General features: G+C 36.8%; 20 protein-coding genes, 1 pseudogene and 1 other annotated feature. Of the genes and pseudogenes, 2 read left to right on the forward strand and 19 right to left on the reverse strand.

Features of this window, described 5'->3' with window-relative positions; genetic code table 11:
* From QUF93_RS23600 to QUF93_RS23635, 8 genes are read right to left on the reverse strand one after another with little or no spacing between them, the layout of a single operon-like run.
* A complete protein-coding gene (locus QUF93_RS23600) occupies positions 1 to 864 on the reverse strand; it encodes an ATP-binding protein (protein ID WP_078176339.1) in 864 nt (287 codons plus the stop codon).
* The gene (locus tag QUF93_RS23605; RefSeq protein WP_078176338.1) at positions 806 to 1687 is read right to left on the reverse strand and encodes a DnaD domain-containing protein; all 882 of its coding nucleotides are present in this window, start codon (positions 1685 to 1687) and stop codon (positions 806 to 808) included. Before QUF93_RS23605 ends, QUF93_RS23600 begins: the two co-directional genes overlap by 59 nt.
* A gap of 6 nt (positions 1688 to 1693) precedes the next feature.
* Positions 1694 to 1876: a hypothetical protein gene (locus tag QUF93_RS23610; protein ID WP_078176337.1), complete on the reverse strand. Its 183-nt coding sequence runs from the start codon at positions 1874 to 1876 to the stop codon at positions 1694 to 1696.
* A gap of 29 nt (positions 1877 to 1905) precedes the next feature.
* Positions 1906 to 2070, reverse strand: coding sequence for a hypothetical protein (locus QUF93_RS23615; RefSeq protein WP_100248426.1), 165 nt, complete (start codon positions 2068 to 2070; stop codon positions 1906 to 1908).
* A gap of 48 nt (positions 2071 to 2118) precedes the next feature.
* Entirely contained in the window at positions 2119 to 2868 is a 750-nt protein-coding gene (locus tag QUF93_RS23620) for an ORF6N domain-containing protein (protein ID WP_078176336.1), read from the reverse strand.
* A gap of 16 nt (positions 2869 to 2884) precedes the next feature.
* On the reverse strand, positions 2885 to 3028 hold the full coding sequence (locus QUF93_RS23625; protein ID WP_165690441.1) for a hypothetical protein: 144 nt from the start codon (positions 3026 to 3028) through the stop codon (positions 2885 to 2887).
* Entirely contained in the window at positions 3025 to 3168 is a 144-nt protein-coding gene (locus QUF93_RS23630) for a hypothetical protein (RefSeq protein ID WP_165690440.1), read from the reverse strand. Before QUF93_RS23630 ends, QUF93_RS23625 begins: the two co-directional genes overlap by 4 nt.
* Before the next feature lie 5 nt (positions 3169 to 3173).
* A complete protein-coding gene (locus QUF93_RS23635) occupies positions 3174 to 3401 on the reverse strand; it encodes a helix-turn-helix transcriptional regulator (protein ID WP_078176335.1) in 228 nt (75 codons plus the stop codon).
* Between the two features lie 142 nt (positions 3402 to 3543).
* Here QUF93_RS23635 and QUF93_RS23640 point away from each other — a divergent pair, with 142 nt between their 5' ends.
* Both QUF93_RS23640 and QUF93_RS23645 read left to right on the forward strand, forming a co-directional pair.
* The gene (locus tag QUF93_RS23640; protein WP_078176334.1) at positions 3544 to 4230 is read left to right on the forward strand and encodes a helix-turn-helix domain-containing protein; all 687 of its coding nucleotides are present in this window, start codon (positions 3544 to 3546) and stop codon (positions 4228 to 4230) included.
* Between the two features lie 72 nt (positions 4231 to 4302).
* Positions 4303 to 5694: a recombinase family protein gene (locus QUF93_RS23645; RefSeq protein WP_289375845.1), complete on the forward strand. Its 1392-nt coding sequence runs from the start codon at positions 4303 to 4305 to the stop codon at positions 5692 to 5694.
* A 15-nt stretch (positions 5695 to 5709) separates the two neighbouring features.
* On the opposite strand, the pseudogene QUF93_RS23650 reads toward QUF93_RS23645, so the two are convergent.
* From QUF93_RS23650 to hemC, 11 genes and pseudogenes are all read right to left on the reverse strand, one after another.
* A pseudogene (locus QUF93_RS23650) lies at positions 5710 to 6096 on the reverse strand (UPF0758 domain-containing protein); the annotation flags it as partial.
* A gap of 49 nt (positions 6097 to 6145) precedes the next feature.
* The gene (locus QUF93_RS23655; protein ID WP_002122787.1) at positions 6146 to 6721 is read right to left on the reverse strand and encodes a Maf family protein; all 576 of its coding nucleotides are present in this window, start codon (positions 6719 to 6721) and stop codon (positions 6146 to 6148) included.
* 219 nt (positions 6722 to 6940) lie between these two features.
* Complete coding sequence (locus QUF93_RS23660) at positions 6941 to 7900, reverse strand: stage II sporulation protein B (protein ID WP_289360345.1); 960 nt, start codon at positions 7898 to 7900, stop codon at positions 6941 to 6943.
* Positions 7901 to 8065: 165 nt separating this feature from the next.
* On the reverse strand, positions 8066 to 9367 hold the full coding sequence (locus QUF93_RS23665) for a bifunctional folylpolyglutamate synthase/dihydrofolate synthase (protein ID WP_289360348.1): 1302 nt from the start codon (positions 9365 to 9367) through the stop codon (positions 8066 to 8068).
* A 90-nt stretch (positions 9368 to 9457) separates the two neighbouring features.
* A complete protein-coding gene (locus QUF93_RS23670) occupies positions 9458 to 12103 on the reverse strand; it encodes a valine--tRNA ligase (protein ID WP_289360349.1) in 2646 nt (881 codons plus the stop codon).
* 38 nt (positions 12104 to 12141) lie between these two features.
* Positions 12142 to 12373, reverse strand: a binding site (T-box leader).
* A gap of 276 nt (positions 12374 to 12649) precedes the next feature.
* Positions 12650 to 13675 (reverse strand): spore coat protein YsxE, encoded by a 1026-nt coding sequence (gene ysxE / locus QUF93_RS23675; RefSeq protein WP_289360350.1) that lies wholly within the window; start codon positions 13673 to 13675, stop codon positions 12650 to 12652.
* A gap of 72 nt (positions 13676 to 13747) precedes the next feature.
* On the reverse strand, positions 13748 to 14755 hold the full coding sequence (gene spoVID / locus QUF93_RS23680) for a stage VI sporulation protein D (RefSeq protein WP_289360351.1): 1008 nt from the start codon (positions 14753 to 14755) through the stop codon (positions 13748 to 13750).
* 79 nt (positions 14756 to 14834) lie between these two features.
* Entirely contained in the window at positions 14835 to 16124 is a 1290-nt protein-coding gene (gene hemL / locus QUF93_RS23685; protein ID WP_128280825.1) for a glutamate-1-semialdehyde 2,1-aminomutase, read from the reverse strand.
* Positions 16124 to 17113 (reverse strand): porphobilinogen synthase, encoded by a 990-nt coding sequence (gene hemB / locus QUF93_RS23690; RefSeq protein WP_289360352.1) that lies wholly within the window; start codon positions 17111 to 17113, stop codon positions 16124 to 16126. The genes hemL and hemB overlap by 1 nt, the downstream gene beginning before the upstream one ends.
* A 29-nt stretch (positions 17114 to 17142) precedes the next feature.
* Complete coding sequence (gene hemD / locus QUF93_RS23695) at positions 17143 to 17901, reverse strand: uroporphyrinogen-III synthase (RefSeq protein WP_289360353.1); 759 nt, start codon at positions 17899 to 17901, stop codon at positions 17143 to 17145.
* Between the two features lie 2 nt (positions 17902 to 17903).
* Positions 17904 to 18833 (reverse strand): hydroxymethylbilane synthase, encoded by a 930-nt coding sequence (gene hemC, locus QUF93_RS23700; RefSeq protein ID WP_002122802.1) that lies wholly within the window; start codon positions 18831 to 18833, stop codon positions 17904 to 17906.
* Between the last annotated feature and the right edge of the window lie 15 nt (positions 18834 to 18848).

Below are 18848 nucleotides of genomic sequence, written 5' to 3' on the forward strand. Positions count from 1 at the left end.
TTATTCCCTCTTTTTAAAATTGCGTAATCTATAATTATCCCCATGCATTTCTAACATTTCGGCATTTTCCATCATCCGACTAAAATCACGTTCTCCATACATTCCTGCTAATTCACCGATCGTAAAATTAGTAGTAAATAAAGTACTCTTACCTATACGGCTATCTACGATTTCGTTTGTCTTCGTTTGCTTCCAAGTGACGCCTTCTTTATCTTTCTCCGTAAATTCCGCTCCAAAGTCATCGATAATCAAGACATCAACTTTTGCTAGAAGGGACATAAGCTTGTCCTCTGTCATTTCACTGTTTTTATTCCAAGTTGATTTGATTTTGGTAAATAGCTTATTCATTTGAATAAACATTGCACTGTGACCCTTTTTCATAAGTTCTTTAGTGGCTGCCACACACAAATGGCTTTTCCCTACTCCGTAATCTCCCGTTATTATCATGCTTGTTGGTTCTTCTCTATTGAATGAAGTAACGAAATCCATAATCGTTTCTTTCGCATCAGCCAATTCTTTTTTAATTGGTACATAATTTTCAAATGTGGCTTTTTTGAGTTTGTCATTTATTAAGCTGTTATCAGCAAATGAATCATATAAATGAATGATTTCATTTTTCTTTTTTATAGCTAATGTCTCTATAGCTGATTTCTGATCTTCTTTTTCTACCGATCTACATTGTGGACAAAATTCCTCATTTGTTTCTATATCTATCAACATGCGTTTACTGCAAACGTCTTTAAATTTTTCTTTCCCTACTAAAAAGACATTCGTACATCTATTAGGAGACAATACATATCTTTGATTAGCGTTTTTTGAAGTCGTATTTTTCGATGAAGCTACTATCTTTTTGATTGCTTGCATTGTTTTTCTCTCCTTTTTTACCTTTGTTTTTAAACTCAGTTTCTAACGCATGAACATCTGCTAATGTACGAATATTTTTATTAACCCACTGTTTTAAAATTCCCTCAGCATAGTTCCATTTTTTCTGTTGTTTCAATGCACGTTCCATGGCTGCTTGTACAAGTTCTTCGCTTGTATCGTTTGCCCATTGGGTAATACTATCGGCTACGAATGGATTTAAAATCCCAAAATTATTTTCATAGAATGAGAAGACGTTACTACTACTTACATTCTTTGTAGTAATCTCTGTAGTAATCTCTGTATTTGTCTTTACTTCAGAGTTAGGAGAGTCCTTACTTTGAAGTAAAGAGGGTGCTGACTTAGAAGTAATGGGGTTGTTTCCTTCTAAGTAACCAGGGTCTTCTATATTTTGATACATACTAGAAATCCGTTTGATTTCGTTTGCTATCGGTTCTACAAACATCACATTATTTAAAAATTTCCCTTCAATATGGATAGTTCGAAATTCAACTTTGATAAGAGTCATTTCCGTTAACAAATCACATGCCCTTTTCACCTGTAATTTTGAAAACCCAAATGTTTCTGCTAATTGTTGATAACTCTTTTGCAATTTATCTGATTTAAATTTTTTCTTGTATGTTACTTTTCCACTTTCTTCATCACGGATAACCGTAGGTCTGTACCAATAAACGATTTCACTTAAAACCATAATTGCTACAATATGAGGTTTACCGTTGCTAAAAGTGATGTAATTAAACCATTCATGATCTACCACATTACCTTTAAAAGTTAATCCACCAATTTCAAATATAGTGTTTGTCATAAACTATTACCTCCTAATACAAATCGCCAGATGTGCTTGTCCACTTTTAATAATTTTTTGAATCTCATAATGTGGATAACCAACACTGAAATATTGATTAATCACTTGATTTAATTCTTCTTCATTATTTGTTTGTTCCCAAAACTTCTGAGGCAACAGTACTTGATAAGTAACTAGATTTATCTGCATGTACTATTTGCTCGCTTTCCGTGATATACTTAGTACAAGTTATTTTTTCCAAAGGACCCATTGCTGTGGGTCTTTTTGTTTTGCTTTACATCACTCCAAGCCCATCGCTTGGTTGGCTCATAAGTGATGTAAAACAACAACATACCAATAGCAATTACCATTGCGAAAATTACTAATGATGTTGTATCTTCCATCATGTATCCACTCCTTTTTTTATTTTCCCTACAGATTAAGAAATTGTGTTAAACCATAGGTCTCCAACCCTTGATAAAACTCAACGCCTCCTCAAAATCCTTCTTCAAAATGTCCCGATAACTGTTGACGCTGAAAGCATCCTTTAAGTTCTTTCCAAGTAAACCAAACAACTTGCTAGTAGTATCATGCACTTCTTTATTTATGCTTCCGTTTTTCCATAAGCTGTATATACGATTTGCCTTCGCTTTTTGTAAAACTCGCTGTTGTCCGTAGTCTATCGTCCATTGTTCATGAACCAGACTTTCTAGTGAGTTAACACGGTTATTCAATTCGACCGTGCCAGTTGCAATGAGTTTGATTTGGCTAAATGGATCGGCTGGGACTTGTTGTTGCTCTCTCATATTGAAATAACCGTCAACAAATCGATCGTATAATTCCCAAGCTTTGTCATCTTCAAGAATTTTTAATAATTTTGCATATCCTCGTTCGGATAACAGATAAATGTTTTTCGATTTAGAAATCATCATTTTACTTAAAATATTGTGGTCCGCTAAACCGACCTCAAATTTCGTACCCCTTAAATCGACAATATCAATATCATCTTTGAATCTTGATCTATTTTCGTTGATGCGCAAATTAATGTGCTTTAATTCTTTCCCATGTATTTCAGCGATTTCTTTTGCCAGCATCGCTTTTCCGTCTTTGCTAAATCCACCCTCTATTCCAGTAAACTCATATCCAGCTATATTTTGCTTCCCTAAAATATGTAGCTCGTTTGCTACTGTTAATTGATCCATAATTATTCCTCCTTCATTATTTGCCATTCATTTCATATAACTTTTTCTTCGCTTCTAACTCAACAGCAAGCATTGCTGTCGGATTATTTCGCATCTCAGCACACTTCTCTTTTACTTGAGCAGCTGTCATTAATTTACTTGCTGATAATACTCCGTTCATGGTTTTCCACCTCCTTTCTTCGATTCGGCTTCTGCCTTACGAGCAGCTAATACACGAGGAACTAAAGTTTCCATAAAGAATTCCAACATTTTCAACTTAGTTTCTTCGCTTGGCGGATTATCTAATATAGATCGCTTCATCCATTTCATCCCTCCGCTACTAAAACTTCATGTTTCATGAAGTTTGTAGGTAAAAAAATTTCTTCGATTTCCGCACCAAAATATTGAGCGACTAAGAACATTTCATTTGCTTTAAATTGAGTAACACCATGTTCTTTATTTATGTATGTTCTTTTGTCAACGCCCAATAATTCAGCCATATCCTTTTGAGTCACCCTTTTGCTCATACGAAAAGATATTAATTTATCTTGCAACTTTATCCACCTCCTCGCTAACATTCTTCATGATACATGAAAAAAAGATAAGTTTCAACAATTTATTTCATGTTTTATGAAATTTATTGTTTAAAACTTCATGAAGTGTGGTATAATATATTTAGAAAGGTGGTGAAACTTCATGAAACAGGACGTTTCTAAGTATGTAGGACAACAGATAAAGCACTATAGGAAGTTAAAGAAAATGACTCAAAAGGAATTAGGTTTACGAATAGGAAAAAAACATAATACAATTTCATCTTATGAAAATGGAACGAATGAGCCCGAACAAGATGCGTTATTTGCAATAGCAAATGCATTAGATGTGTCAATCAATGACTTGTTCCCTTCGACAATAGAACCATATACAATCACTAATGAAACAACATCTATGATAGCGGAATCTCAATATAATTATTTTCCAACATCAATTTCAGCTGGTCTTCCACACTGTGTTGATTCAATCTCAGATAATGAACTTGAAAAGATATCAATGCCAAATTCATTAATGGGTAAATGGGCTGGAAACAATGATGTATTTGTAACTAGAGTAAACGGGGATTCAATGAATAGAATTATTCCACATTGTTCTTTAATTGTTGTTAAAAAAGTAGAGTTATCGGATCTTAAAAATGGAGATATAGTTGTTTTTAGTAATGGTGGAGAATACTCAGTTAAAAGATTTTTCCATGATAAAGAAAATGAGCGTGTGATATTTAGACCTGACTCACACGATAACAGATTCTTTGATTACACGGTTTCTTATGAAAATGCAAAGAACTTAAAAATACATGGTAAAGTAGTTCTTTACATCGTAGAGTTAGATTAATTAAATCCTTAGCGCTAAGAATTTAATGGACAGCCAGTACAGCTGTCCTCTTTTTTAAAGGAGAGATAAAAAGTGACGGTTGGAATTTATATAAGAGTAAGTACAGAAGAACAAGCAAGAGACGGTTTCTCTATTTCGGCTCAAAGAGAAAAATTAAAAGCATATTGCGTGGCTCAGGATTGGGATAATTTTAAGTTCTATGTGGATGAAGGTGTATCAGCAAAGGATACAAATCGTCCACAATTAGGTATTATGTTGGATCATATTAAACAGGGTTTGATTACTACAGTTCTCGTTTATCGTCTGGATCGTTTAACTCGGTCCGTTATGGACCTATACAAGTTACTTGATGAATTTGACAAATATAATTGTGCTTTTAAGTCAGCGACTGAAGTATATGATACTTCCACAGCGATGGGAAGAATGTTTATAACTATAGTTGCTGCGCTCGCACAATGGGAGAGAGAAAACTTAGGCGAACGCGTACGAATGGGGCAATTAGAAAAAGCTCGGCAAGGAGAATATTCAGCAAAGGCTCCCTTTGGGTTTGATAAAGATGAGCATAGCAAACTGGTAATAAATGATATCGAAAGTAAAGTTGTTTTAGACATGGCAAGAAAAATAGAAGAAGGATACTCTATCAGAAAGCTCGCCACTCATTTAGACAGCTATATTAAGCCCATCAGAGGTTACAAATGGCATATACGTACCATATTGGATATCCTCTCCAATCACGCCATGTATGGAGCTATAAGATGGTCTAATGAAATAATAGAAGATGCACACCAAGGAATCATTACAAAAGATAGATTTACAAAATTACAAAAGATATTATCAAGTCGACAAAACCGAAAAAAACGACAAACTAGCTCTATTTTTATTTATCAGATGAAATTGATTTGTCCAAACTGCGGTAACCACCTAACTAGCGAACGATCTATGTATTATAGAAAAAAAGATGATCAGCATGTTGAAAGCAACCAATATCGTTGCCAACCCTGTGCCTTAAATAAAAAGAAAGCTTTTGCTACTAGTGAAAAAAAAGTAGAAAAAGCCTTCCTAGATTATATTTCTGCGTTACATTTTGAAAAAGTTACACCATTAAAGAAAAAAGACGATGAATCAGAAACTTTAAAAAAACAAATTGCAAAAGTAGAACGCCAAAGAGAAAAGTTCCAAAAAGCTTGGTCTAATGATTTAATGACAGACGATGAATTCGCTGCACGAATGAAAGAAACAAAACACATACTAGATTCAGTAAAAGAAAACTTACATCTTTTAAAACCAAATAACAACAAAGACGTGAACAATGACGTTATAAAAGAGATTGTGAATAATATTAAAAATAACTGGCCCGTTCTACCTTCAGAGGAGAAAAAACGTTTTATGAGTATGTTTATAGAAAATATCAAAATAGATAAAAAAGAAGGAAGTACGGAAGTATTAGACATAGAATTTTATTAGTATTTATGGTATGTTTACACAAACAAAATGCTCCTGTTGCAAAAAACGCATCTCTTCCATCATATAACTCGCGCAATCTTCTGGACTTCGAATACTATATCTATTTTGATATTCTAAACGTACCATTCTTCTACCTAATTCAAAAGCAGCCATAAGCTGAGATGCCTTTGCAATTCCAACGCCATGTATACTGACCAGCTCTTCTAAAGTTGCATCTTTTAACATACGTAAACCATCAAAGTGATGTAAAATTTTATCTGATAACTTTAAAACTGTTTCTTCTTTAGAACCCGTTCTGAGTAAAACTGCAAGAAGTTCTCGATTCGATAAACTTCCTGCTCCTTCTAACAATAAACGCTCCCGTGGCTGTTCTTCTCTCACAACATCACGAATACCGTTCATCTCTCCACCCCTTTTTTACGATTTCTCCTAAAGAAAACCCCATGCAATTTTACGCATGGGTTACATCACTATCAAGCTGTTTTAATTCTCGGACAAGACGCGCAATTGGCAAACCAACTACACTGTAGTAGTCCCCTTGAATATGTTGAACAAAAATAGACCCTTTACCTTGAATTCCATAGCTTCCTGCTTTATCAAGTGGTTCCTTCGATGCAACGTATACGTCTATTTCCTCTTCTGTTAATTCCCAAAATGTTACTTCTGTACGTTCATAAAAAGTTACTGTTTTTTCTTTCGATATAATTGCAACACCTGTGTATACTTCGTGTGTTTTCCCCGATAATAATCGTAACATTTCTTTCGCCTCAGCCTCATTAGACGGCTTTCCAAGAATTCGCGAATCATATGTAACAATTGTATCTGCACCTAGTACAACGTGATCACTATGGTTTTCTGCCACAGCAGATGCTTTTTGCAAAGCAAGCGACATAACAATATCCGAAGGTGATGAATATGCGCCAATCGTCTCTTCTACTTCACTAACAACGATTTCAAATGGCACATCAGCTAATTCAAGCAGTTCCTTCCTCCTAGGTGATCCTGAAGCTAAAATAATTTTCCTCATATTTTCTCCTTCCCTTCTCACATGAAGCAGAATAATTCAAATCAATCGTATCAAAGGAATAGTTTCCCCACAAATTCTAGAAATATCATTTTCTCTAAACAAAATAATAGTTCTTTTTAAACACGATTATATTCTGCCCATATAGAATGCACTTTGCTCTAAATTCAAAAGAAAAGAAAGAAGTATATGTACTTCTTTCTCCTTCATCTTATTATCTTATTATTTTACTTTTTGTGAAACCATTTTTTCGTACGAAAGTAATCCATCAATAATAACTTGATTTAATTTAGCTACAGATTCCTTATCACTCTTTCCCTCTTTAATCGTTTGCACCGCTACTGACGTATACGTATAAAGCTTCTTCGCATCTTCACGCTTCATACTCTTTCCTTCCTTTTCAATAGCTTTCCACTCTTTTTCAATCGCCTCTACATCTTTTGGATTACTTTTCCCACTAGTTTGTACGCTGGACACATACTTTGCTAAATGAGTATATAATGGCTGTACTTTCACTAAAAACATTCCTACTTCTTTATCATTTTTGAGCAATGCTTTATCTGTAATATCCCAATTTTTTTTCAAAACTGAAACACCATCTTGCTTATATTGATCTATTAATTGATTAACAGCCTGTTCATCGCTCGTAATACCAACAACTAATGCATACTTATCACCGCTCGGTTTCAAAGCTGCAACGCCCCCATTACCTTTCCATTCTTCAAGAGCGGCCTGTCCCTTTTCCTCGGAAGAATAAATCCCTCCTTGAACAAAAAATAATTTCATCGGATCTAATGTCGTTCCTACCTGTGCTTTTTGTTTTTCCTCTTTTGGTGCTGGTGTTTGTTCTGCCGTTCCCCCCACCTTAGCTTCTTCATTCCCCGTCTGTTTCGAAGCTGTTACCTCGCTTCCTCCTGTCGTCCCTTGTCCAGTGACATGAAGCATTCCCATTCCCAACGCCGTACCAATAATAATCGCAGTTGCAACAATTGCAATTAATGTATTACTCCACTTCTTTCGGTATTTTTCCATAGACATTGATTTCGCTTTTTGAAACGGAACGACGTTTTGCAGTCTCTCACTTTCTACTACCATCCAGTCAAATTCATCTTTCTTCTTTTCCTCATACTTCGCTTCTGTTCCATTCACTTTCACTGAGATCGTTCGTGATTGCTTGTCCATACACTCACACCTCACCTCTTATCGTTGTCCGCATCATATCATATTCATTTCACAAAAAAACGAGATATTTGTCAGAGAAATTCGCCAAATTATCCTATATAATTATCTTATATGTATGCATTTGACTTCATTTGTAGAACAAAAAAACTAGATAGCAAAGACTATCTAGTTTTTTTCGCGAATATATTTTCGAACTTCAGAAATGAAATAAAGAGAACCCGTTATGATAAAGACATCATTTTCTCCTATCATTTCAACCCTTGTATCAATTGCCTCTTTCCAATTTTCAAAAACTAATTTTGATTCTTTTTGCGAATACGATGCAAGCTTGTCAGCAGAAATAGCACGATCAAAGGCGAATGTTGTAAAAATAATTTCATCGGCAATAGTTTCTAATTGACCTACCATGTTATGCAATTGTTTATCACCAAGGGCAGTAAATAAAACTATTACATTTTTATCTTTGTAATGTGCCTCTACCGTTTTCACAAGACTTTCAATACCTTCTGGATTATGAGCACCATCTATAATAATATCTGGATTACTTTGCAACTTTTCAAATCGTCCAATCCAATACGCTTCATGTAATCCAGTTCTTATTTCTTCTTCTTCAATTAAAAATGATACATATGTTTTCAGGTACATCACTGCCATAAGTGCTAATGCTGCATTTCCTACTTGGTGAATACCTTTCATTGAGATTTGCACATCTTCAAATGCAGCGAAAGGACAAGTAAAACCAAACTGTTCTCCATCTTCGTTTGACTGTTTATGTAATGTTGTAAACTGTTTTCCAAGTTCATATAAGCTTGCATGATTTTCCTTAGCAACCTTTTGAATTACTTGTAATGCTTCTTCATTTTTCACACCAGTAATAACTGGAACACCAGACTTAATAATTCCTGCCTTTTCATATGCAATTTCTCCTAGTGTATTGCCTAAAATATGCATATGATCGTGACCAATATTCGTAATAATCGTGAGAACCGGATGAATAACATTTGTAGAATCAAATCTTCCCCCAAGCCCCGTTTCAAATAAAACAACATCACAGAAATTAACTTTACCGAAATAACAAATTGCCATTACTGTAATAATTTCAAACTCAGTCGCTTCTCCTAAGTCCGTCTCATCTAATTTTTCAACGACTGGCTTTACCATATTTACAAGTTCTGCAATCTCTTCATCTGCAATTGGCGTTCCGTTTACACTAATACGCTCATTAAATGTTTCGATATAAGGAGAAGTAAACGTTCCTACCTTATATTTCGCACCTTCTAGCATATATCGCATGTATGTTAAAGTTGAACCTTTTCCATTTGTACCAGCAAGATGAACGCATTTTATATGACGCTCTGGATTTCCGAGCTCTTCTAGCATCCATCTCATTCTTTCTAATCCTGGCTTAATTCCAAATTTCAATCGACTATGAATCCATCCTATCGCTTCTTCGTATGTATGTATCACGTATGCTTTTCCCCTTTCAAAAAACCTTCATCATTCTATTATACGCAAAGAAAAGAGACTCACCAATATAGTGAGTCTCTAAAAAACATTTTATTTCTCAAGATCTGCTAGACGTTGGCGAACTGCTTCACGTTTTTCTAGGTAATCTTGCTCTTTCGCACGCTCTCCCTCAATAACTGCTGCAGGAGCTTTCGCTACGAAACCTTGGTTTGAAAGTTTCTTCTGTACACGTTCTACTTCTTTATCGAACTTCTCAAATTCTTTTTCAAGACGCGCTCTCTCTTCATCAAGATTGATAAGATCAGCTAACGGTAAGAATAACTCCGCACCTGATACGATTGCAGTCATCGACTTTTCTGGTGCTTGTAAATCTGTTTTAATTGTTAATTCACTTGGATTACAGAAACGCTCAATGTAAGAGCTGTTTTTCGTAAGTTGAGCAAGTACAGCCTCATCTTTTGCTTTAATTTGCATTTGAACTTTTTTGCTCATTGGCGTATTTACTTCTGCACGAATGTTACGAACAGAGCGAATGATATCAACTAGAAGGTGCATTTCTGCTGCCGCTTCTGTATCTTGTAAATCTTCGCGAACTGTTGGCCATGCCGCTACTGTAATAGACTCACCTTCATGCGGTAAATGTTGCCAAATTTTCTCTGTTACGAATGGCATGAATGGGTGTAATAGACGCATTGTTTGGTCTAATACGTAAGCTAAAATAGAACGAGTTGTTTTCTTAGCTGCTTCATCTTCACCGTATAGTGGAAGTTTCGCCATTTCGATGTACCAGTCACAGAAATCATCCCAAATGAAGTTGTATAATGAACGACCAGCTTCACCGAACTCATATTTATCCATGTTACGTGTTACACTTTCGATTGTTTCGTTTAAGCGAGTTAAAATCCACTTATCTGCAACTGATTTTTCACCAGTTAAATCGATTTCTTCATACTTCATGTCATCCATGTTCATTAATACGAAACGTGATGCGTTCCAAATTTTATTAATGAAGTTCCAAGTAGATTCTACTTTCTCCATGCTGAAGCGTAAATCTTGACCTGGTGCACTTCCTGTTGATAAGAAGTAACGCATTGCATCTGCACCGTACTTCTCGATAACATCCATCGGATCAATACCGTTACCAAGAGATTTACTCATTTTACGTCCTTGCTCATCACGAACTAAACCGTGAATTAATACATCTTTAAATGGACGCTCTCCTGTAAACTCTAAACCTTGGAAAATCATACGAGATACCCAGAAGAAGATAATATCATAACCAGTTACTAAAGCATCTGTTGAATAGTATCGTTTAAAGTCTGCTGAATCTTCATCCGGCCAGCCAAGTGTTGAGAACGGCCATAATGCTGAACTGAACCATGTATCAAGTACGTCGTTATCTTGATTCCAGTTTTCAATATCCGCTGGTGCTTCTGTACCTACGTATACTTCACCAGTTTCTTTATGATACCAAGCTGGAATGCGGTGTCCCCACCATAATTGACGAGAAATACACCAGTCGTGAATGTTTTCCATCCAGCGTAAGTATGTGTTTTCGAAACGCTCTGGTACGAACGTTACTTTTTCTTCTTCTTTTTGTTGAAGTTCTACCGCTTTTTCTGCAAGTGGAGCCATTTTTACGAACCATTGTGTTGATAAGTAAGGCTCAACAACTGCACCGCTACGCTCACTATGACCTACTGAGTGCATATGAGGCTCGATTTCTACTAATACGCCAGCTTCTTGTAAGTCTTTTACTAACTCTTTACGGCATTCGAAACGATCCATACCGTTATACTTACCAGCTTTTTCGTTCATCGATCCATCTTCGTTCATTACTAAGATGCGTGGTAAGTCATGACGATTACCTACCTCAAAGTCATTCGGATCATGAGCTGGTGTAATTTTTACAACGCCTGTTCCGAAGTCTTTTTCTACATACTCATCAGCAATAATCGGAATCTCACGGCCTACGATTGGAAGTGTAACTGTTTTTCCGATTAAATGTTTGTAACGATCGTCTTCTGGATGAACCGCTACTGCTGTATCACCAAGCATCGTTTCTGGACGAGTTGTTGCAAGACGAATGTGACCTGAACCGTCTGTTAACGGATAGTTCATATGGTAAAATGCACCTTGAACTTCTTTATGAATTACTTCAATATCAGAAAGAGCTGTGCGTGTTGCTGGATCCCAGTTGATAATATACTCACCACGGTAAATTAAGCCTTTTTCATATAATTGAACGAATACTTTATTAACCGCATCAGATAAACCTTCGTCTAATGTGAAGCGTTCACGAGAATAGTCTAGTCCTAAACCAACTTTCCCCCATTGTTGACGAATGTGAGAAGCGTATTCTTCTTTCCATTCCCAAGCTTTTTCAAGGAATTTCTCACGGCCAAGATCGTAACGTGAAATACCTTCTTCACGAAGTTTCCCTTCTACTTTCGCTTGTGTTGCGATACCAGCATGGTCCATTCCTGGAAGCCACAGTACATCGTAACCTTGCATACGCTTCGTACGAGTTAAAATATCTTGAAGAGTTGTATCCCAAGCATGACCTAAGTGTAACTTACCAGTTACGTTCGGAGGTGGAATTACAATTGTATACGGTTGTTTCTTCTCGTCTCCTGTTGCTTCGAAATATTTGCCTTCAAGCCACCACTTGTAAAGGCCTTCTTCAACGGACATATGATCATATTTAGTTGGTAAATTCTTTTCCGTGTTTGACATTATTTTCCCTCCTTAAAATAAAAAATGCCCCTCATCCAAAAAAGGACGAGGGACATCGCGGTACCACCTTTATTTACAAACAAATTCAGAATTTGCTTATACTCTTAATTTGATAACGGACAAATCCGTCTTTTCCTAATGAGAACTATTCCGTTCAGAAAAGATGCTCCAGGGCTACCTTCTAACATAACTATCTAGAGAATCTCCCAGCTAATGATTCTCCTCTCTGAAGACGTTTCATGTTATACTCTTCCCCTTCAATGCATTTATATGATTGTTAATTATTATATACAATAGTGTAAAAAACGAAACCTTATTCGTCAAGATAAATTTGAAACTACGGCTTTTATCCCACAAAAAAAGACAAGCAGGGTGCTCCCTACTTATCTTCTTTATCCCGCTATTTGCGGGCAATAAGACCCCCACCTCAAAATCAGGCTGAAGCAAAGGAGTTAGGCGGAATCACCGCTACCCGTAAACGCCCGATTGGTGAAGGCTAATAATCAGTATGGGATGAACAAAACCCCCACTGATTAAAGTTTCACTTTATCCGTTCCCTTGCTGGGCAGCTTGTAATTGCGAAAGGAAATATTCTGTATTGCTAACGAGCCAATGCGATTGTTGCAGATTTTTCACCCCGCGGAGCTCATTTTCTTCATTACGACTCTTTCTTCTTTTCGTATACGACTGAATTTGCCGAATAAAATGCGACGGGTACGTCATATACGCAAACATAAGAAGCTGCTCCTCTTTCGTAAACGGGAAATTTTTTTGATACATTTGATACCATTCAAAGCGGTCACTCCGTGCAATTGGATATGTGTTTAAAGACCGAGAATAAAAACCTACTATATCTTGCACAGGCGTTGCAAACTGCGATTTTTCTAAACTAATAAAATAGCCGTTTCGCTCATAATCAAATAAGAAATGATTAAGCGATACATTCCCATGAACGAAAGTAGTACGTGTTGTTTCCTTTTCTTTCATCGCATCATGCCATTCATTTAATTGCTTCGTTGCGAACTCACGCGCTCTCATAACATGGTGATAATACGTACAATATTGTAATTCAAATGGAGACATATACCACTTCGCTTCAGATTCTACAAGAAACTCTTCTAACATCTCACCATCATTTTCCCAACGGTCGGATATATTCGTATAATGTTTTTCTAAATCTTCTTCTGTATATGTCTCCTCTTTTACCGTTTTTTGATGCAACGTCCCGAGCGTTTGAAACATCTTATGGTATTGATCATTATCTTCGCCATTTCCTTCCGCACGTTCTAACCAAGGCATTAAATAATAACTATACGTCCCATCACTTAAAACATAATTCCCGTCCGTCGCATGATAGATAGGTACATAATTAGAAAAACCTTTCTCCTTCAAATATTGAATATGGTGCAAAAAATTATTCCGCTCTAATTTTCTATCTTGTATTTTCTTTAACGCATACGGACCTTGATTCGTATAAATTTTCATTACACTTCCGTGCTCTTCCATATGCTGAGTGTCCAATCTATATTGCCTCACAATGGGTTCATAGCGATTTCGTAATTCAATATCCATACGAATAACCCTTTCTTATTCAAAACATAGCTTCTAGGAAAAGAAAAGAGGTGAGTGAAAAAACTCACTCACTTATTTCGCCTTTGCTTTTGAAACAGGAATATATATAATTTGCCCTGTAGTTAAATATATATCTTCTGATTGATTTACACGATGTAAGTTTTGTACAGTCGTTTCATAACGTTCTGCAACAGCTTCAATTGTATCTCCTTCTTGTACGAAGTACATTCTTAACTTCGTAAATTCTTCTTCTGGTTCTTTCGTAAATAATTTCGTTAAATAAAGTGCATTTTCATCTCGCTGTGAATATGCCTCTTCCTCTGGCTCTTCCTGCTTTTTCGCTTTTTCTTTCTTGAAATTTTTTCGCCCGAACAATTCAAATTGTGGCGTCGTTTCTTTCTCCTCTTCACGCCCCGCAAATTCATGTTCTTCTAATTCCTCTTCTTCTATTTCTTGCTCTTTTCTTTCTTCTAGCTGAAACGGTTCAAATGCATAATCTTCCCATCCATCTGATTCTTTATAGGCTGGTACTTCTTCGTGCGGCGCAGGTCTATTCTCATCCTCTTCAGCTGAAACATCCTCTAACTCGGCATACGCCGCCTCTTCCTCTTCATCCTCGGTTCTTTCCTCGTCACATAAACCTGTAATAGATATATCCGCTAACAATTGTAAGCAACCATTTTCCTTTAATTCATAATCAAATTCCTCGATTGATACATATAATTCTTCAATTACTTTCACTCGATTTCTTGGAATTGATATTTCGAGCGGAAAGGAATGGACAAGTTCATTAACCCCGTCCTCCCTTGTTTCTACATAATCAATTGCCTTTGCTGGTGATAGCTCTCTTAATGAATAAGCTGAATCATCTTGCCTTGCAACGTACTCTCCCGTTAAATCTAATTGCCCTCTCACGATAACTTCATGATCAAGCTCCTCTATCTCAACGTCTGGATCTAACGAAATTGACAAAAGTTCTTCGACTTCCTGTCCCTTTTGGAACCAAACAGATTCTTTTAACGAAAATCGTAATGAATGATCTGTTGCCACTTCTTTTCCCCCTCCCAAACTATATGTCATTACAGATTTATGTTCCCTAAGGCTACTTTATGAATAAAAAAAATCGCTCCCCTAATGGAAAGCGATTTTTTCTAAGAAATTATGCTTTTAATTTTGACATTGCAATTTCAGCCGCCGCAATTGTCGCCTCAATATCTGTATCACTATGTGCTGTTGATAAGAATAAGCCTTCAAATTGAGAAGGTGGTAAAAATACACCTTGTTCTACCATTTCACGATAGTAAGCTGCAAAGAATTCTAAGTTTGAAGATTTTGCTGCATCATAATTAATAACCTGCTCATCTGTAAAGAAAATACCAATCATAGAACCTGCACGATTAATGTGATGCGGGATATTATGCTTTTCAGCTGCCTTACGTAGTCCAGCCTCTAACATTTCTGCTTTACGCTCAAATTCCACATATGATTCTGGCGTTAACTGCACTAACGTTTCATAACCTGCTGTCATTGCAAGTGGATTACCCGATAATGTTCCTGCTTGGTAAATCGGTCCGCTTGGTGCAACTTGACGCATAATCTCTGCCTTACCACCGTATGCTCCTACTGGCAAGCCACCACCAATTACTTTACCTAAACAAGTTAAGTCAGGAGTTACGCCGTAGTAACCTTGTCCACAATTATAAGCAACACGGAATCCTGTCATTACTTCATCAAAAATAAGTAGTGCACCGTTTTGCTCTGTCACTTCACGAAGTCCTTCTAAAAACCCTGGTTGCGGAGGAACAACACCCATATTCCCTGCCACTGGTTCTACAATTATACAAGCGATGTCATCACCGAATTGTTCGAAAGCATATTTTACACTTTCTAAATCGTTATACGCTACTGTAATCGTATTTTGTGCTACACCTTCTGGTACACCAGGGCTATCTGGTAAACCTAGCGTCGCCACACCAGAACCTGCTTTAATTAATAACGAATCGCCATGACCATGGTAACAACCAATGAATTTCAAAATTTTGTTACGTCCTGTATAACCTCGAGCTAAACGAAGTGCACTCATTGTCGCTTCTGTTCCAGAGTTAACCATACGTACAATCTCAATTGATGGTACACGCTCAATAACAAGCTGCGCTAATTTATTTTCAATTTCTGTTGGTGCACCGAAGCTTGTTCCTTTTTCAGCAACAGCTTTTAAAGCCTCAACAACACGGTCGTTCGCATGACCATGAATTAAAGGTCCCCACGATAATACGTAATCGATGTATTCATTCCCATCGATATCATATACTTTAGAGCCTTTTCCACGCTCCATAAACAATGGATTCATACCGACAGATTTAAAGGCACGAACAGGGCTGTTTACGCCGCCCGGCATTAAATTTTGTGCCTCTTCAAACGCGGCAATCGACTTATCAAACTTTTTCATTATTTAGCGCCTCCTTCTTGTAACCATCTTGCTGCATCTTTTGCATGATACGTAATAATCAAGTCAGCTCCTGCGCGTTTCATGCTAATTAATTTTTCAAGTACAACTTCTTTTTCATTAATCCAACCATTTTGCGCCGCCGCTTTAATCATCGAATATTCACCACTTACGTTATAAGCAACGACTGGTAAATTAAAGTTATTTTTCACATCACGAACGATATCTAAGTAAGAAAGAGCTGGCTTTACAATTAAGAAATCTGCCCCTTCCATTACATCTGATTCTGCTTCACGGAATGCTTCCATACGGTTTGCTGGGTCCATTTGATATGTTTTACGGTCTCCAAATTGTGGTGCACCGTGCGCAGCATCACGGAATGGTCCATAAAATGCTGATGAATATTTCACAGCGTACGACATAACTGGTACGTGCGCGAAACCATTTTCATCTAATGCATGACGAATTGCTGTTACGAATCCATCCATCATGTTAGATGGTGCAATAATGTCTGCCCCTGCTTTCGCTTGACTTACAGCTGTTTTTGCAAGAACTGCAAGAGACTCATCATTTAAAATAACGCCATCTTCAATAACACCGCAATGACCATGGCTTGTGAATTGACATAAACATGTATCTGCAACTACTACTAGCTCTGAGAACTCATCTTTAATTTGCTTAATTGCACGCTGTACAATTCCATGCTCACAATATGCCGATGATCCAACTTCGTCCTTTTCAGCAGGTAAACCAAATACAATAACAGAACGAATACCTAAATCAACGACCTCTTGCATTTCAGCTTGCAATAAATCTAAAGACATTTGATATACGCCTGGCATAGAAGGAACTTCATTACGAGTATTTTCTCCTTCTAATACAAAAATAGGGTAAATAAAATCTTCTGTATGTAAAAATGTTTCACGCACAAGCGCTCGCATGCCCCCGCTTTGTCTTAGACGACGATGACGATTAAATTGTAAAGAATTCATAGATTTCTATCCCCATTCTTTTATTTTGATTATGCATGTAAAGTAGATTCACAAATGCATTGTATTAACGATTCTATCGTATACTCTTCCGGTACGATAATATTTGAGAAATAACTCCTTGCCTCTTTTGCTGTTACCGGTCCTATACAAGCAATTGTACATTTTTTTGCCCATTCTCTCCAGTTTGTGCCCTCGAGTAAATAAACAAAACTATCAACAGTTGAAGGGCTCGTAAATGTAATAATATTTACTTTACCTAATTTCAATGCTGTTATAAGCTCTTGCTTTTTCTCTACATTCGCTTTCGTACCATATACGATTAGCTCATCTAAAAAAACACCAAAATCTCTTAGCTTTACTGGGATTACATCTCTTGCTAAATTCCCTTTTGGAAACAAAATACGCTCGTTTCCACTTAACTCTTTTAGAAACTCTTCAGCAAATGCTTCTGCAACAAATGAGGTCGGAACGAAATGAACTTCATAGCCTCTTTTTTCTAACTCTAATTTTGTTTTCACGCCTACCGCAGCGATTTTAATAGTTAAAGGTATTTTCTTTCTCAAACCATCTAGAAAAAAGGCTACACCATTTTTACTCGTAAAAATAACCCAGTCATACAAATGCAGTTGTCTTGCTTTATATTGAATTTGTTCCGGAGATGTGCCCTCCATACGCAAAAGCGGAATTTCCAATGGAATTCCGCTCCTTTCTTTCACTGCTACACTCATTTGTTTCGCTTGATGCTGGGCACGTGTAATCAATACTATTTTGCCAGCGAGAGCATCCATATTTATTGTTGCTCCTTATTTGCAGCAAGAATGAGCTCTTTTGCTCCTTGTTTAATTAAACGGTCCGCAGCCTCTAATCCAACTTGCTCCGGATCAGTGCCTAATACTGTCTCTTTCAATAAAACAGAACCGTCCATAGAACCGACAAGAGCTGTTAATTCGATTGCATCATTTTCTTTAAGAGTTGCATATCCAGCGATTGGAACTTGGCATCCACCTTCAAGTTTATGAAGAAATACTCGTTCAGCAGCCACTGTTCTTTCTGTTACTGCATCATTAATATGTGCTAACAATTCTAGTAAATCCTTATCATCCTCACGACATTCAATCGCTAACGCACCTTGTCCTACGGCTGGTACACATAACGTTTCATCTAAATGTTCTGTAATAACTTCCCCGTCCCAGCCCATTCTCTGTAATCCAGCTGTCGCTAAAATAATTGCATCGTAATCTTCATCTTTTAATTTACGTAAGCGTGTATCGATATTCCCGCGAATCCATTTCACTTGTAAATCTGGTCTCGCAGCTAGTAGTTGTGCACTACGTCTCAAACTACTCGTCCCTAAGATTGCGCCTTCTGCTAAATCTTTAAACGATTCTCCGTTTTTAGAAATAAACGCATCACGAGGATCCACACGCTTTGGTGTACAACCGATCGTTAATCCATCCGGAAGTACAGCTGGCATATCTTTCATACTATGTACAGCCATATCAATTTCTTTCGTAAGTAACGCGTGTTCAATTTCCTTTACAAATAAACCTTTTCCACCTACTTTTGAAAGAGTAACATCTAAAATAACATCACCTTTTGTGACGATTTCTTTCACTTCAAATTCATACGGTAAGCCGAGCGCTTTTAACTGATCGATAAACCAATTCGTTTGTGTTAATGCTAATTTACTCTTTCGTGAACCTACAATAATTTTGCGCATAATTCTCTCTCCTCA

It is taken from the genome of Bacillus hominis, assembly GCF_030348325.1.
GTDB lineage: Bacteria > Bacillota > Bacilli > Bacillales > Bacillaceae_G > Bacillus_A > Bacillus_A hominis.

Coding starts and splice junctions, on each gene's coding strand:
- QUF93_RS23600 (WP_078176339.1), bottom strand. CDS start 864: ATGCAAGCAATCAAAAAGATAGTAGCTTCATCGAAAAATACGACTTCA.
- QUF93_RS23605 (WP_078176338.1), bottom strand. CDS start 1,687: ATGACAAACACTATATTTGAAATTGGTGGATTAACTTTTAAAGGTAAT.
- QUF93_RS23610 (WP_078176337.1), bottom strand. CDS start 1,876: ATGCAGATAAATCTAGTTACTTATCAAGTACTGTTGCCTCAGAAGTTT.
- QUF93_RS23615 (WP_100248426.1), bottom strand. CDS start 2,070: ATGGAAGATACAACATCATTAGTAATTTTCGCAATGGTAATTGCTATT.
- QUF93_RS23620 (WP_078176336.1), bottom strand. CDS start 2,868: ATGGATCAATTAACAGTAGCAAACGAGCTACATATTTTAGGGAAGCAA.
- QUF93_RS23625 (WP_165690441.1), bottom strand. CDS start 3,028: ATGAACGGAGTATTATCAGCAAGTAAATTAATGACAGCTGCTCAAGTA.
- QUF93_RS23630 (WP_165690440.1), bottom strand. CDS start 3,168: ATGAAGCGATCTATATTAGATAATCCGCCAAGCGAAGAAACTAAGTTG.
- QUF93_RS23640 (WP_078176334.1), top strand. CDS start 3,544: ATGAAACAGGACGTTTCTAAGTATGTAGGACAACAGATAAAGCACTAT.
- QUF93_RS23655 (WP_002122787.1), bottom strand. CDS start 6,721: ATGAGGAAAATTATTTTAGCTTCAGGATCACCTAGGAGGAAGGAACTG.
- QUF93_RS23660 (WP_289360345.1), bottom strand. CDS start 7,900: ATGGACAAGCAATCACGAACGATCTCAGTGAAAGTGAATGGAACAGAA.
- QUF93_RS23670 (WP_289360349.1), bottom strand. CDS start 12,103: ATGTCAAACACGGAAAAGAATTTACCAACTAAATATGATCATATGTCC.
- ysxE (WP_289360350.1), bottom strand. CDS start 13,675: ATGGATATTGAATTACGAAATCGCTATGAACCCATTGTGAGGCAATAT.
- spoVID (WP_289360351.1), bottom strand. CDS start 14,755: ATGACATATAGTTTGGGAGGGGGAAAAGAAGTGGCAACAGATCATTCA.
- hemL (WP_128280825.1), bottom strand. CDS start 16,124: ATGAAAAAGTTTGATAAGTCGATTGCCGCGTTTGAAGAGGCACAAAAT.
- hemB (WP_289360352.1), bottom strand. CDS start 17,113: ATGAATTCTTTACAATTTAATCGTCATCGTCGTCTAAGACAAAGCGGG.
- hemD (WP_289360353.1), bottom strand. CDS start 17,901: ATGGATGCTCTCGCTGGCAAAATAGTATTGATTACACGTGCCCAGCAT.
- hemC (WP_002122802.1), bottom strand. CDS start 18,833: ATGCGCAAAATTATTGTAGGTTCACGAAAGAGTAAATTAGCATTAACA.